Annotated in this window: 11 protein-coding genes; 9 read left to right on the top strand and 2 right to left on the bottom strand. The window is 66.9% G+C overall.

All coding sequences use genetic code 11. The features are described from left to right. The first annotated feature begins 1 nt into the window (after position 1). On the top strand, positions 2-1,213 hold the full coding sequence (locus ABD899_RS16065) for an AGE family epimerase/isomerase (RefSeq protein ID WP_345207868.1): 1,212 nt from the start codon (positions 2-4) through the stop codon (positions 1,211-1,213). 187 nt (positions 1,214-1,400) lie between these two features. Continuing rightward, positions 1,401-2,084, top strand: a complete 684-nt coding sequence (locus tag ABD899_RS16060) for a hypothetical protein (protein WP_345207830.1) — start codon at positions 1,401-1,403, stop codon at positions 2,082-2,084. Here the strand turns inward: ABD899_RS16060 and ABD899_RS16055 are convergent. Then, positions 2,051-2,542 carry a MarR family winged helix-turn-helix transcriptional regulator gene (locus ABD899_RS16055; RefSeq protein ID WP_345207828.1) on the bottom strand — a complete coding sequence of 164 codons (492 nt, stop codon included), beginning with the start codon at positions 2,540-2,542 and terminating at the stop codon, positions 2,051-2,053. The two genes, ABD899_RS16060 and ABD899_RS16055, sit on opposite strands and share 34 nt — an antisense overlap. A 74-nt stretch (positions 2,543-2,616) precedes the next feature. Between ABD899_RS16055 and ABD899_RS16050 the strand changes: the two genes are divergently transcribed. The 4 genes from ABD899_RS16050 to ABD899_RS16035 all read left to right on the top strand — a co-directional run bounded on the left by ABD899_RS16050 (position 2,617) and on the right by ABD899_RS16035 (position 5,454). Continuing rightward, on the top strand, positions 2,617-2,823 hold the full coding sequence (locus ABD899_RS16050; RefSeq protein WP_345207826.1) for a hypothetical protein: 207 nt from the start codon (positions 2,617-2,619) through the stop codon (positions 2,821-2,823). A 339-nt stretch (positions 2,824-3,162) separates the two neighbouring features. Then, positions 3,163-4,188: an NADP-dependent oxidoreductase gene (locus ABD899_RS16045; protein WP_345207825.1), complete on the top strand. Its 1,026-nt coding sequence runs from the start codon at positions 3,163-3,165 to the stop codon at positions 4,186-4,188. A gap of 437 nt (positions 4,189-4,625) precedes the next feature. Beyond that, positions 4,626-5,261: a hypothetical protein gene (locus ABD899_RS16040; protein ID WP_345207824.1), complete on the top strand. Its 636-nt coding sequence runs from the start codon at positions 4,626-4,628 to the stop codon at positions 5,259-5,261. A 10-nt stretch (positions 5,262-5,271) separates the two neighbouring features. After that, on the top strand, positions 5,272-5,454 hold the full coding sequence (locus ABD899_RS16035) for a hypothetical protein (protein WP_345207822.1): 183 nt from the start codon (positions 5,272-5,274) through the stop codon (positions 5,452-5,454). 132 nt (positions 5,455-5,586) lie between these two features. On the opposite strand, the gene ABD899_RS16030 is transcribed toward ABD899_RS16035, so the two are convergent. Further along, a complete protein-coding gene (locus ABD899_RS16030) occupies positions 5,587-7,134 on the bottom strand; it encodes a M20/M25/M40 family metallo-hydrolase (protein WP_345207820.1) in 1,548 nt (515 codons plus the stop codon). Between the two features lie 748 nt (positions 7,135-7,882). On the opposite strand from ABD899_RS16030, the gene ABD899_RS16025 reads away from it, so the two are divergent. From ABD899_RS16025 to ABD899_RS16015, 3 genes are read left to right on the top strand one after another with little or no spacing between them, the layout of a single operon-like run. Then, positions 7,883-9,922, top strand: coding sequence for a class I SAM-dependent DNA methyltransferase (locus ABD899_RS16025; protein WP_345207818.1), 2,040 nt, complete (start codon positions 7,883-7,885; stop codon positions 9,920-9,922). Then, positions 9,915-11,090, top strand: a complete 1,176-nt coding sequence (locus tag ABD899_RS16020) for a restriction endonuclease subunit S (protein WP_345207816.1) — start codon at positions 9,915-9,917, stop codon at positions 11,088-11,090. The genes ABD899_RS16025 and ABD899_RS16020 overlap by 8 nt, the downstream gene beginning before the upstream one ends. Next, the gene (locus ABD899_RS16015) at positions 11,090-14,278 is read left to right on the top strand and encodes a type I restriction endonuclease subunit R (RefSeq protein WP_345207866.1); all 3,189 of its coding nucleotides are present in this window, start codon (positions 11,090-11,092) and stop codon (positions 14,276-14,278) included. Before ABD899_RS16020 ends, ABD899_RS16015 begins: the two co-directional genes overlap by 1 nt. The last annotated feature ends 124 nt before the right edge of the window (positions 14,279-14,402 follow it).

Here is a 14,402-nt window from a genome sequence, read left to right as displayed (position 1 = left end):
GATGCACTCCGTCGGAACCGGATCCGCCGCTGCCCCCGCCCCCACCACGGCCTCGTGGCTCGACACGCCAGCGCACCGGTCCTGGCTGCAGGCACGCTTCGCCGACGTCCTCACCTTCGCCCTGCCGTCCATCCTGCCGGGCGGGGGCTTCGCCTACCAGGCCGTCGACGGCTCGCCGATGCCCGGACGACGGCCCCAGCTCTTCCTCACGGCGCGGATGGCGTACACCGCCGCCATCGGTGTGCGACAGGGCATCCCCGGGTCGGGTGAGCTCCTCGACCACGCCATGGACAGCCTCGCCGGCCTCCATGCCGACCCGGAGAACGGAGGCTGGCTCACGGAACCGGGCACGGTGACGCGCAAGGCGACGTACGACCACGTCCACGTCGGCCTCGCGTCGGCGACGGCCCTCACCGTCGGGCACCCTTCTGCCACAGCCCTTCTCGAGCAGGTGGTGGCTGTCGTCGACTCCCGACTCTGGGACCCGTCGACCCAGACGCTCCTCGAGTCCTTCGCCCCCGACTGGTCCGACTCGGAGGACTACCGCGGCGCCAACGCCAACATGCACGGCCTCGAGGCGTTCATCGCCATGGGGAACGCCACCGGCGATGCCGTGTGGCACGAGCGTGGCCTGGCGATCGCCGACCGGCTCATCAACAGGGCTGCCCGGGAGCGAGGCTGGCTGCTGCCCGAGCACTTCACCGCCGACTGGCAGGTGCTGCCCGACTACAACCGCGAGGAGCCGCTGCACCCCTTCCGCCCGTTCGGTGCGACGTTCGGCCACTCGCTGGAGTGGGCGCGCTTCCTCCTCCAACTCGACGCCTCACCACTCGTCGGCTCACCCGGCTGGCTGCTCGAGGGCGCCGACGCCCTGACCCGGCGCGCCCTCGACGGCGGCTGGGCCCTCGACGGCCGCCCGGGGCTCGTCTACACGGTCGACTGGGACGGCACCCCCGTCGCCGACGTCCGGCTGCACTGGCCGGTGTGCGAGGGCATCCAGACCTCCTCGATGCTCCTGCGCCGCACCGGCGACCAGCACTGGGAGCACTGGTACCGCCGGCTGTGGGACCACGCCGCCCGGTACTTCATCGACGAACGCGGCGCGTGGCGCAACGAGCTCGACGAGGGCATGCGCCAGGGCGACCGGGTGTGGCCGGGCCGCCCCGATGTCTACCACTGCGGAGGTGCCCTCACGACCCCGCTCGAGGCGTGACCGACGCCCGAGGCCGACCGCCGACGTCGCCGGTGACGGAGGGTACCTCGAGCGCCGAACGATCGGCACGGCATCCGACCGCCCGATGAGCAACGTCTCCGCTGCTGCGCCTTTCCAGCATCCACCCGCCACGAGACGATGGACGATGATCGGGCCGCTCCCTCCGGCCTGGGCGAGGACCGTCATCGTGGACCACGAAGCCCTGCTCTCGCGCCCGCGCGGCGCTGCGGTGGCGGCCGCCGCCGTGACTGCGGCCGGCTATGCCGCCCTCTACTCCCTCGGCCGCACGTCAGGGTCCACTCGCGCGGAGCAACGGCGCACCCTCCCGGGCGACGACCTCATCGACGGGCCGACCCTCGTGACGAACCACGCCGCGACGCTGCCCGCACCCCCGGATGCCGTGTGGCCGTGGTTGACCCAGGTCGGCTGGCACCGCGGCGGCTGGTACACGCCGCGCTGGGTCGACCGGCTCCTCTTCCCGGGCAACTGGCCAAGCGCGGACCACCTCGACCCAACCCTCCTGCGCGACCTCGCGCCGGGCGACACCGTTCCCGACGGCCCGCCGGGCACGGCCGAGTTCGTCGTCGAGGTCGCCGACGCCCCGCACGTGCTCGTCCTCCACTCGCGCACCCACCTGCCGCCCGGCTGGACCGTCGTCACCGTCGTCGAGCTGGTGATCGCCGTCGCCGCGCTGCTGCTCGACCTGCTCCTGCCGGCCCTGGTGCTCGCGGTGCTCGCGGGGATCTCCCTCTTCGTGCGCCGCGAGGGGCCGGGCACGCTCGGCTTCCACCACCTGCACCCGCCCCGCGTCGTCAACACCGTGGGGCTCTTCTTCTTCTACCTCGTCGGGCCGGCCCAGGCGCGCTGGTGACGGCGGGTCGCCTCGATGAGGGTCGTGAGGCGGTCGCGGATCTCCTCGAGCTCGGACAGCTCCAGGCCGAGGCGCTCGATGACGGCCGGCGGAATGCCCTCCGCCCGACGGCGCAGGCGTCGGCCCGTGGGGGTGAGCGAGACCGCGACGACGCGGTCGTCCCGGGGGTCCTTGCCCCGCACGACGAGTCCGCTCGCCTCGAGGCGCTTGAGGAGCGGTGAGAGCGTGGCGGGCTCGAGGCTGAGCCGGTCGGCGAGCTCGGACACCCGCAGCGGCTGCTGCTCCCAGAGGGCGAGCATGACGAGGTACTGCGGGTGGGTCAGCCCCAGGGGCTCGAGCAGTGGGCGGTACAGGCCGATGACGTTGCGCGAGGCCACGGCGAGCGCGAAGCAGACCTGGCGGTCGAGCGCGAGGAGGTCGGCGGCATCCGGGCTCGGTGGGCCGGTCGGGGTGGTCACGAATTTCATCCTAGCGACCGTACGCGATAAGTTCGTGCCCTAACCATTCGCGCACGAACCGTCTGGAGGCAGCCGTGGCAAGGGCCGACCGCGAGGGACTCTCGCTCGGGTACCGGATCATGTACCGCATCAAGTACGCCGGGCTCCACGTCTTCGGGCCGGCGCAGCTCGGCACCGAGGCCGACCCCCAGGCGCGCCTGAAGCGGCAGCGTGAGGCCAAGGTTGCAGCCGCGCGGGAGGCGAGGCTCCAGCGCGAAGCGGGCCGGCCACCGCGGGGCTGACGCGACGCGAGAGTGCACGGCGCGGGGTGCAGGGCGCGAGGGAGTGTCAGGGGCGCGGGGGAGCGCGCGTTCGGCACCGCCCGGGTTGAGAGACGGGCGCGTGGCCGGCGTCAAGGGTGCCAGGGGCGCGGGGGAGCGCGCGTTCGGCATCCCGGGTTGAGGAACGCGGAGGGTCTGGCCGGGGTCAGGGTGTCAGGGGCGCGGGGGAGCGCGCGAACGGCATCCCGTGTGTTCCGTGTGCGCCCCGGCGCTCGAGGCTCGGAGCCCTGGTCACGGCATACCCGAGCGACAGCCGGCGTTGGACCGGACCGTCCCCCACCCCCACACCGAGAGGTCGCCATGACCACCAGCACCCCCCAGCCCACCGCAGCGCCCCGTGAGGTGCGGCTCGTCTCGCGCCCCGTCGGGTGGCCGACGCACGCCGACTTCGAGCTCGCCGAGAGCCGGCTGCCCGACCTCGCGGACGGTCAGGTGAGGGTGCGCAACACGGTCATGTCCGTCGACCCCTACATGCGGGGCCGGATGAGCGCCGCGAGGTCCTACGCGGCGCCCTACGAGCTCGGTGAGGCGATGACCGGCGGGGCCGTGGGGGTCGTCGAGGAGTCGAGAGCGAAGGGGTTCGCCGTCGGTGACCACGTGCTCCACAGCCTGGGCTGGCGCGAGGTCGCCATCCTCGACGCGACGTCCGGGCGCAAGGTCGACCCGGCTCTCGCGTCCGACTCGGCGTACCTCGGGGTGCTCGGCATGACCGGCCTGACCGCCTACGTCGGCCTGACCCGGATCGCCGAGGTCCGGCCCGGCGACGTCGTGTTCGTCTCCGGTGCGGCCGGGGCCGTGGGCAGCGCGGCCGGCCAGATCGCCAGGGCGCTCGGGGCCAGCCGCGTCATCGGCAGTGCCGGGTCGGCGGAGAAGGTCCGCCACGTCGTCGAGGACCTCGGGTTCGACGCGGCGTTCAGCTACCGGGACGGCCCGGTCTCCACCCAGCTGCGCGAGGCGGCGCCCGACGGCATCGACGTGTACTTCGACAACGTCGGCGGCGAGCACCTCGAGGCGGCCATCGGCTCGCTCACCGTGGGTGGCCGGATCGCCGTCTGCGGGATGATCTCGGTCTACAACGACACCGAGCCGGCGCCCGGCCCGCGCAACCTGTCCCGCCTCATCCAGACCCGTGGGCGCATCCAGGGCTTCCTCGTCGGTGACCACTACGACCTTGCCGGGGAGTACGCCGGACGCGCGGCCCAGTGGCTCGCCACCGGAGCGCTGCAGTCGCGCGAGACGTTCGTCGACGGCATCGACCACGCTGTCGACGCCTTCCTCGGCGTCCTCAGGGGTGAGAACACCGGGAAGATGGTCGTCCGCCTCTGAGCGGGGGAGACCCCCTGCCGTCGACGGTGCGGTCATCGCCCGGCTGAGCCCCCCTGTTGGGGGTGACGATGACCTCAACGGCGAGGCCGGCACCTGGGGTGCTCGTGATCCTCGGCGTGCTTGTCTGCGCTGTCCGGGAGGGGGAGGTCGATCATGCCCCGGTGCTGGGTGCACCGCCCGCTCGCGCTTCCCGCTGCCCTGTGTCACTCTGCAAGGACTACCCGTTCGGGGGGTGACCAATCTCGGGGGGGACGCGGATGCAATCCTATTCACGACGAGCGGCGGGGGCGGTCATCGCCGCGCTTGCTCTCATTGCGGGGCCGGCCGTGCAGGGCGCGACCGCTGGCCCATCCGACCGGGCACTGGCCATGGTCGAAAAGCACACCGGCAGAACGGCTGTGACTCTTGAGGAGAGCGGCCTGTCCCTTGGGGGCCACGTGGTCAAGCCGGCCACGGACCGGCGCACGTTCGTGCAGTACGACAGGTCCACGGCCGAGGTGTCGCTCATCGCGGAGCTCGACGAAGGCCAGTCAACGGCGACGTTCGCTGACCTCGTCCCGGACGACTACTCGATCACCCTCAACGACAACGGCAGCGCCACCGTGACAGACGGGTCCGGCACCGAGGCGGGCACCGTCGAGAAGCCGTGGGCCTACGACGCCTCCGGCCGGTCGCTGCCGACCCACTACGTCCTGGCCGGAACCGGGTTGGTGCAGCACGTCGACACGGACGGTGCGACGTTCCCCGTCATCGCCGACCCTCGGGTCACCGCGGGCTGGTACTACATCTACCCGGTCTGGTTCGTGGAGATGTCCTGGTCCGAGACGTGGAAGCTCAAGTCCGCTGTCGAGAACAACTGGTCCGCCGCGCCGGCGCTGTTGTGCGCCTACATCCCCAACACCACCGCCAGGGTCGTCTGCGGTGGGCTGTGGATCGGAATACGCCAAGATGTGATCAACACCGTGAGGGCCGCGCTCAACGCGGGCAAGTGCTACAAGGCCCGGCTTCCCGCGCATGCCGGTGGGGCGGCGTTCGTCGCGTACGACTCGTACTACCTGACCTGCAAGAGCTAGGAGGGTTCCGGTGAAGAAGCTCGTCGTGGAGGCGCTCGTCCTCGCCGCGGTCATCGCCCTGTGGGTCATTATCCCGACGGCCATGGGCGGTGCCCCTCCAGCGGCGTACGTGCTCGTGCTGTTCGCGGCGGGGTGGGTAGCCATCCGGCTCTCGGTCGCGTGGTGGGTGGCCCACCGCCGGGCCGGTACCTAGGGGTTTGGACCGGGGTCCGGACCCGTTCGGCGACCGCGGGTGAACCGCCCCGGGTCCCAGCGCCGGTGCGACCGAGGCGGCCCGGCTGGGCGACTCCCAGCCGAGCCGCCCAGCCCGTCTTCCGGCCGCCTGCTACCTCACGGCGCCCAGCGCGGCCCCGGCACCTTCACCGGCGAAGGTGCCCTCCGGGCCGGCGGCCTCGGACAGCACGAACTTCGGACCGGGCACCCGCTTGCCGGGTACGCCGTTCACCGACTCGGTCGAGTACGCGAACGTCAGCATCGCGAACGCGATGAGGTCGCTGTTGACATCGAGCGCGTGCAGGTCGACGTTGGCGTAGGTGTCGCACGCCAGGTGGTAGCACGGGTCGAACTGCTCCCCGGCTTCTCCGCCCCAGATGGCTTCCTGTTCCGGCGTCTTGACCGTCTCCGCGCCGGTGAACAGCCCACTCGACGGGATGCCGGCGAGGATGAACGCCTCGTAGTCACTGCGACCCGAGAACTCAGTGTCGTCGTACGGCTCGCCGACCGCGGTGTAGTAGGACTCGTAGACGTCCTCGATCGCCTCCGATCCGGCCGGCACGGGCACTGGTGCCTCGAACGTGGACTCATCGGCGTCGTACACCATGAAGATGTAGTTGGGCGAACCCACCATGTCGTAGTTCATGTAGAGCGCGATGCGGTCCCGCTCGGCCTCGGACAGGCCGGCGACGTAGTCGGCGGACCCGACCAGGCCTTGCTCCTCCGCCGCCCACCACGCGAAGCGCAGGGTGTTCTCAGGGTTGAGGTTGGCCATCATGAGGGCGGTCTCGAGGAGTGCGGCCGACCCGGAACCGTTGTCGTTGATTCCCGGGCCCTCGATGACGCTGTCGAGGTGGGCGCCGGCCATCACGACGTTGTCCTTGTTCTTGCCGTCCAGCTCTGCGATGACGTTGTAGTCGGTTCGGGTCTCCGCTGGCAGCACCTGGACGTATGCCGTGGAGCCGGCCTGAGCGAGCGCGACGCCGTCCGCGAAGCTCGCACCCACGACCGGGATGTTGTGCTCGACGAACAACGCTGGGCCAGTGGGGTTCGCAGGATCGGTGCGGCTTGTGGCGTCCGCGACGATCAGGCCCTCGCGGTCAGGTGTGTTGCCCTGGTTGAAGATGATCACCGCTTCCGCACCGGCCTGCTCGGCGTTGTAGGCCTTGTCGCCGAAGAAGCAGGTGCCGCGCTGGACGAGCGCGATGTCGGCGTCGCCACTCCAGTCGATGCCGGCGAAGTCCGCCGCCTCGCAGCCACTCGTGTTCGCGCGGTCTCCAGTGAGGTTGATGTCCACCGGAATGACGTTGCCCTCCACCTCGCCCGAGCCGCTCCCCGTGAAGACGCCTGTCTCGTAGTCCGCGGTCACCGGGGTGAGCTGGCGCAGCTCCGCCGGGAAGTTGAAGGTGATCTCCACGGGATCCAGGGTCACCTGGTACCCCGCATCTCGGAGAAGTCCGGCGACGTACTCCACGCTCTCGGCGTAGCCCACGGTGCCGGCGGCTCGCGTCCCTGGGTACACCGGGTCGGTGCTGTTGTCGGCGATCTTCTGGAACGCCGCCTGGTGCTCCCGGACGCCCTCGAGCGTCACGCAGTCGAGGAGCTTCTGGTACGTGTTGTTGCTGCGGGTGTCGCATGCCGCGCTGGGTGCGGCGGACACGGCCTGCGGCGTCATCGTCAACAGGGCTGCAGTGGCGCCAACCGCAACGACGCGGAGCGCCTGACGGTTCGCCGGACGGATACCTTCCATGGGATCACTTCCTCGGGATCAGACGGGACGGGCTCTCCTGGGTTTTCCTGGACACTCTGTGCCGTGTGCCGCGGCGGGCGCACTCCCTCGAGCAGCAGCGCCGCAGGGGAGACCCGGCGCTGAGACGGTCGCGAAGCGTTCCAGACGAGCGGGCACTCTCGACCCTTGGGCGGGGATGCCGCCGTGGGGGTCAGCACAGCCTCGCACCGCCCCGCCTTCCGCGTCCAGAGGAAGATGGGGGCTTCCGCAGCGGAGCCTGCGCCGGCGCGGGCCGCGGGCCGCGGGGGGGGGGCGCAGCCGTGGCCCCACCGAAGCCGGTGGACCACGTGGGGCTCGACGCCGTGGTCCAGCGAGGACGGTGGGCCCCGTGGGGCTCGAACCCACAACCTACGGAGCATGAGGGCGGTCGGGCAGCGACGTCTTTCGAAGGAGCCTTCAGGCTGGGCCTTCGGGGATTGCTGGTGACCGTCTGCCATCGCTCGTGAACGCATGTGTCCCCCTATGTGTCCCCGAAGCCTCCGAGGGTCCTTGTCCGCGGCCCAAAGCGCCTCCGGAAGTTGCTCCTTGGCCCTGAGTGGCGTACAGGGTCTTGCCCGGCGCGGACCCGGCCATCTCTTGCTGCGCGAATCCTCCGAACTGATGCAGCAAGATGTTGGCCATGCCCATCCGCTACGACGTGTGGAACGACCTCATCGGCTTCGAACCCGGCCACCGCAAGAACCGCGGGTCCCTGGCCGCGCGTTGGGGGGACGACTCCATCGTCGAGTCTCTGATCGAGGCGGGCCACTTGAAGTTCGAAGGAGGTCGCGTCAGTCGGACCAAAACGTCCGTTGACGCGGCGGCGCTATGGGCGGTGTTGCCTGACGATGGCACCGCTTTGGGGAATCAGCGAGCCAGAACTGAACTCGGCTGGAAGAGTGAGCGACGCTACGAGGCCGCTAAGGCCCTGCTCATTGCCACTGAAGAGGTCGCCGTCGGCCGTGGTCGAGGTGGATCCTTAAGGCGCACTTCCAGTGGCGGTGTCACCGCAACGACGGCTTCGGCGACGCCGCGAACTCCTCGAGAAGCCGCGGCAGCGATACCGGCTCCCGCCACGGCGCAGAAGTCGACCCGTGCAGCGAACAGCCTCGAGAAGACACTCTGGGACGCTGCGGACAAGCTGCGCGGCAAGATGGACGCCGCGGTCTTCAAACACGTCGTGCTAGGCCTGATCTTCCTGAAGTACGTCTCTGACACCTTCATGGTCCGCCACGATGAATTGGCCCGGCTCGTTGACGATCCCCAGTCCGAATACAGCATGCCGAACGACGCGGCGAAGCGGTCCGTGTTGGAGGATCGCGACGAGTACACCGCCGAGGGTGTGTTCTGGATACCCGAGGGTCACCGCTGGGAGGACCTACGCAGTGCGGGGAAACAGCCGGACATCGGCAAGCGAGTCGACGCGGCCATGGACGCGATAGAGCGAGAGAACCCGACGCTCAAGGGGGTCCTGCCAAAGAACTACACGCAGAGGGAGCTATCGCCCGAGACTATCGGTGGGCTAATTGACACCTTTTCGCGCCAGGACCTCGCCGCCGAGGAGTTCACGGATCTCGACGTGCTCGGCCGGGTCTATGAGTACTTCCTTGGCCAGTTCGCTTCCAAGGAAGGCAAGAAGGCCGGGGAGTTCTACACGCCGCGGTCAATCGTGCAGCTCTTGGTCGAGATGCTGCAGCCGTACAAGGGCCGCGTCCTCGACCCCGCTTGTGGCTCTGGCGGCATGTTCGTGCAGGCCGACAAGTTCGTTCGCGCTCACGGTGGCACCCGCGACGATCTCTCCGTTTTCGGCCAGGAGTCGAATCCGACTACATGGCGATTGGCGAAGATGAACCTTGCACTTCGCGGCATCGATGGCAACCTTGGCCCGGAGTGGGGCGACTCGTTCCATGCCGATGCACACCCAGACCTCAAAGCCGACTTTATCATCGCTAACCCGCCCTTCAACATCAGTGACTGGGGCGGTGAGCGTTTACGGCAGGACGTTCGCTGGAAGTATGGCGTGCCGCCGCAGCAGAACGCTAACTATGCGTGGCTGCAGCACATGCTCTATCACCTGGCTCCGACCGGGACGGTGGCGTCGTTGCTTGCGAACGGCTCGCTATCCTCCAAACAGAATGGCGAAGGTGAGATCCGAAAGGCCATGATTGAGGGGGATGTGGTCGAGTGCATTGTTGCTCTGCCGCCGCAGCTGTTCTACGGCGTGCAGATTCCCTGTTGCGCGTGGTTTCTGACCAATAACAAGCGTGCGGACCTCAACGGCGCCACAACTCGTCGACGCGAGGGCGAGACCCTCTTCATCGATGCTAGCCAGATCGGCTTCATGGAGAACCGCACACACCGAGCATTCTCTGATGTCGACATCCTCAAGATCGCCGACACATATCACGCTTGGCGTGGCAGCGAGACCAGCGGGAGGCGTGAGTACGCCGACATTCCCGGGTTCTGTCGCGCGGTCACCACCGCGAAGATCGCCGAGGATGACTATGTGCTGACCCCTGGTCGTTACGTCGGCAGCCAAGCGGCGGAGGTTGACGATGAGCCACTTAAGGGAAGAATCGCTCGACTTTCGACCGAGATTCGGGACGGATTCAGGAGGCGCGAAGAGCTGCAGGCAACGGTGCTCGAGGCGCTTGACGCGTTGAGGCCTACAGATGAGTGAGTGGGCAACTCTGCCTTTCGGCGAACTGTATCGTGAGCCGTCGCGAAACGGGATCAGTGTCACAAAAGCGAGCCGCGGTGAGGGGGTGCCAATGGTGAATATGAAGGAGCTCTTTGCCAACGACTTCATCTCTGGCCAGTACTCCGATCTCGTGCCGCTCACACCAGCTCAACTGGAGAAGTGGGGCTTGGAGGATGGCGATCTTCTTTTCGGTCGACGCTCGCTCACTTTGGCAGGTGCCGGCAAAGTGGCCATCCTCAGGTCTCCGCCCCACCGCGCCGTCTTCGAGAGCTCGATGATCCGTGCCCGCCTGGACGGGAGCCGAGCCTGTCCGCAGTTCTACTTCTACCTGTTTAGATCGAGGCCCGGCCGGCAGATCATGGAGACTATCGTCGAGCAGGTGGCGGTCGCCGGCATCCGCTCGAGCGACCTGGCAAGGCTCAAGGTCCCTGTGCCACCCCTGGGCGAACAGCGCCGCATTGCTGCGGTCCTGGGTGCGATGGACGATCTGATCGAAAGCAACCGAGCTGCCATCGCGAACCTCCGAGCTATGGGCCTTGCTGCGTATGAGGCCGCAAGTGATGGTGGGGATGTCGTGCGCTTTGCAGAGGTAGCGGCGCTTGTCCGCGAGGGGGTTCGCGGCGATCAGTTGGAGGGTGGGACCCCGTACGTAGGCTTGGAGCACTTCGGCACCGAGGGTGCCGGCATCACGGATATCGGCGACGCCGCCAGTGTCGATAGTGGCAAGTCTCGGTTCCGGGCTGGAGACGTCCTCTATGGCAAACTGCGCCCGTACTTCCAGAAGGTCGACCGGCCGGGGTTTGACGGTGTCTGTTCAACCGAACTATGGGTGCTTCGTCCCACAGTGAGCTGGGGCGCGGCCACCCTTCATGCAATCGTCGCCCGTCCAGAGTTCACACGGTTCGCCATGGCCGGCAACACAGGGACACGGATGCCGCGAGCCAACTGGGCGCATGTTGCCTCCATGCCGGTGCCGGTGCCGCCAGCGGCCACCCGGACGCGCGTTGACCGCCACTTGGACGCGCTATGGCGCGGCGTCGTTGGCCTAAGCGCCGAGGTTAGTGAGATGACAAATATCCGTGACAGCCTCCTGCCGCTGCTGATCTCCGGCCAGGTGCAAGTGAACAGTGAGTGGTTGGGGGAGTGATGGTGCCGACCGAAGACGCCCTCGAGGTATGGGTTCTGGAGATTCTGGCGGAACTCGGCTGGCAATCCGTCTACGGTCCCGATATCGCACCTGGTGAGCCGCGCGCGGAGCGAGATGACTACCGGCACATCGTCCTCGAAGGGCGGCTGACCGCAGCCGTGAGGCGCCTCAACCCAACGCTGCCCCCAGAGGCGGTGGCTGACGTTGTTCGGACGGTGCAACGGACCGAGTCACCGCTGATCGAGTCTGAGAACTGGAATGCCTTCCGGTACTTGGTCCAAGGAGTGCCAGTCGATTACCGCGACGAAGGCGGCGGCCTCCGCACTGATCGGGCGTGGCTCATCGACTGGGAGAAGCCGACGAACAACGACCTCGCTGCGATCAACCAGTTCAGCATCGAGGGGGCCAAGAGAACCAGGCGCCCAGATTTACTGCTCTTCGTGAACGGGCTGCCGATGGCGATCTTTGAGCTAAAGCGTCCCGGCAAAGAGTATGCAACGGTTTCCGGTGGATATCGTCAGTTGCAGACTTACCGCAGCCAGATCCCGGACGTCTTCAAGTGGAATCAAGTAGCGGTCGTCTCGGACGGGATTCAGGCCCTCGCGGGGTCGTTTTCGGCGCCGTGGAACCACTGGGCGGCGTGGAAGACAATCGATGGGACGCGGCGCGACCCGAAGAACGCGGAGGGGCTGCGAATCCCGCAGATCGAGGTACTCACGCGAGGCATGTTCCAGTTGGACGTGTTCTTCGACTTGTGCCGCCACTTTGTCGCGACGTTCGGGGATGGTAGCGAGACCCGTAAAGCGGTCGCGAAGTACCACCAGTATTGGGCAGTGAATAGGGCGGTCTCGCAAACGCTGGAGTCAATCGAGACCGACGGTCGCATTGGCGTCGTGTGGCACACGCAGGGCTCAGGCAAATCGTTGGAGATGGCCTACTACGCCGGCAAGGTTATGACCCACCCGGGCATGGAGAACCCGACCGTCGTTGTCCTTACAGATCGCAACGATCTTGATGACCAGCTCTACGGCGAGACGTTTGCACCGTCGAAACCTGGCTCGCCCCTACCCGAGGCGCCGGTCAAGGCCGAGTCTCGTGCCCACCTCAAGGAGCTGCTCACCGGCCGGGGGTCGGGCGGCATCATCTTCACCACTCTGCAGAAGTTCGGGCTGTCCACAGAGGACCGCGAGTCTGGTCGCGGGTTTCCGCTTCTTTCGGAGCGCCTCAATATTGTGGTGATCGTCGACGAGGCCCACCGTTCCAACTACGACGTCATTGATGGATTCGCCCGCAATGTTCGCGACGCGCTGCCGCAGGCATCGTTCATCGGTTTCACTGGTACGCCGATCGATGAGAGGGACCGGTCGACCGCAGAGATCTTCGGCGAGTACATCGACGTCTACGACATGACCCAGGCGATCGAGGACGGGGTCACGGTGAAGGTGTTCTACGAGGCGCGACTGGCGAGGGTCGAGCTTCCCGAGGAAGCCCGCGAGGTCATCGATGACGAGTTTGAAGACGCCACACTGGGCGCCGAGGAGGAGATCAGCGAACGGCTCAAGGGCAAGTGGGCCAAGGTGGAGGCGATCGTGGGGTCCGACAAACGGATCAAGCAACTTGCCGCAGACATCGTCACGCACTGGGAAGCGCGGCGGGACGTGCTCGCAGGTAAGGCCATGATCGTCACGATGTCGCGGCGCATTGCCGTCGACCTGTATGCCGCAATCGTCGCCCTGCGCCCTCAATGGCACAGTGATGACGACGCGGACGGTGTCATTAAGGTCGTCATCACTGGCAACGCAACCGACCCGGGAACCTATCAGCCGCACATTCGCAACAAGCAAGAGCGGCGCGCGATGAAAGCCCGAGCGTCCAACCCGTCCGACAAACTCGAGCTGGTCATAGTGCGCGACATGTGGCTGACCGGGTTCGATTCCCCGCCAATGCACACGATGTACGTCGACAAGCCCATGCGATCGGCGGGCCTGATGCAGGCGATCACTCGGGTCAACCGGACGTTCAAGGACAAGCCCTCGGGCCTGATCGTGGACTACATCGGCATCGCCGAGAACCTCAGGGACGCACTGGCCACCTACACCGACCGTGACAAGCAGGACCGCGCGATTGGCGAGGACGTGCGCGAGGCGGCCATTCCTGAGCTACTGGTCGAGCACGCCATTGTGTCGGACCTTCTCCACGGCATCGACTGGGTCACGATCCTTGGCAGCGGTGACACCAAAGCATTCGTCTACGCAGTGACCGCGACCGTCAACCACCTCTTGGAGTCTGAGGGAGTCAGGGAGGACATCGACGACGATGTGAGCGAAGGCGAGTTCGACAGCGAGACGGGCGACGTCCCGTCCCTAAAGAAGCGGTTCATGGCGCACACTGCCCGACTCAAGCGCCTGTTCTCGCTTGTGCCCACGTCCCAAGAAGCGACCACCCTCCGTGACGACGTCGCGTTCTTCGACGCAGTGCGGCAGTCGATCGCCAAGATCGAAGCCGCCGACCGTGATCCCAACGGCGATGCCGCGCTGGACACCGCTGTCCGTCAGATCATCAGCGCGCACATGACGGGTACCGGCGTCATAGACATCTTCGCTGAGGCGGGAATCGAAAAGCCTGACATCTCAGTGATTGATGAGGAGTTCCGAAAGAAGTTCGAGGTGTCCGAGCAGAAGAGTCTTCAACTAGAGGCTGTCCGCCGCCTTATCTCCAGTGAGGTTAAGATCATCGGCCGGCGCAATGTCGTCGCGGGTCGCAGGTTTTCGGAAATGCTGTCTGAAGCGCTCAACCGCTACCAGAACCGGACCATCGATGCCGCTCAGGTCATGGCGGAGATCGTCGAGATTGCCAAGGCGATCCAAGAGCAGAAGCGCCGCGGCGAGCAGACGGGCCTGACCGAGAACGAGTTGGCGTTCTACGACGCCATGCTCACAAATGAGTCGGCCAGGCTGGCGATGCAGGACGCGACGTTGAGGGCTATTGCCCACGAACTCACAGAGATAGTCCGCAACGACGCAAAGACGGATTGGCAGGTAAAGGAAACTATTCGCGCTAAGCTCCGCACGAGGATCAAGCGGCTACTGCTCAAACACGGGTACCCGCCCGACCAAGAGCCAACTGCAACTGATCTGATCATCAGGCAGGCCGAGGTGATGGCGGAGTTCGGCGAAGCGGCCGCTTGAGGCGTTCGACCACAAGAGACCCGGAGCAAGGGAACGTAGACGGGGCTCCTCAACGGTTCACCCGCCGCGATCTGGTACGCCACAGTCTGGAAGCTAGCCGTCAGGTTCGGACGGGGCGCGTGTA

This window comes from Fodinibacter luteus (assembly GCF_039541575.1).
Taxonomy (GTDB): domain Bacteria; phylum Actinomycetota; class Actinomycetes; order Actinomycetales; family Dermatophilaceae; genus Fodinibacter; species Fodinibacter luteus.
Note: the sequence above shows the minus strand (reverse complement) of the source record. Positions and strands in the feature narration are given on the sequence as shown.

What these genes read in the sequence shown, in the direction of transcription:
- ABD899_RS16065 (WP_345207868.1), top strand. Translation starts at nt 2, where the DNA reads ATGCACTCCGTCGGAACCGGATCCGCCGCTGCCCCCGCCCCCACCACG.
- ABD899_RS16045 (WP_345207825.1), top strand. Translation starts at nt 3,163, where the DNA reads ATGACCACCAGCACCCCCCAGCCCACCGCAGCGCCCCGTGAGGTGCGG.
- ABD899_RS16025 (WP_345207818.1), top strand. Translation starts at nt 7,883, where the DNA reads ATGCCCATCCGCTACGACGTGTGGAACGACCTCATCGGCTTCGAACCC.
- ABD899_RS16020 (WP_345207816.1), top strand. Translation starts at nt 9,915, where the DNA reads ATGAGTGAGTGGGCAACTCTGCCTTTCGGCGAACTGTATCGTGAGCCG.
- ABD899_RS16015 (WP_345207866.1), top strand. Translation starts at nt 11,090, where the DNA reads ATGGTGCCGACCGAAGACGCCCTCGAGGTATGGGTTCTGGAGATTCTG.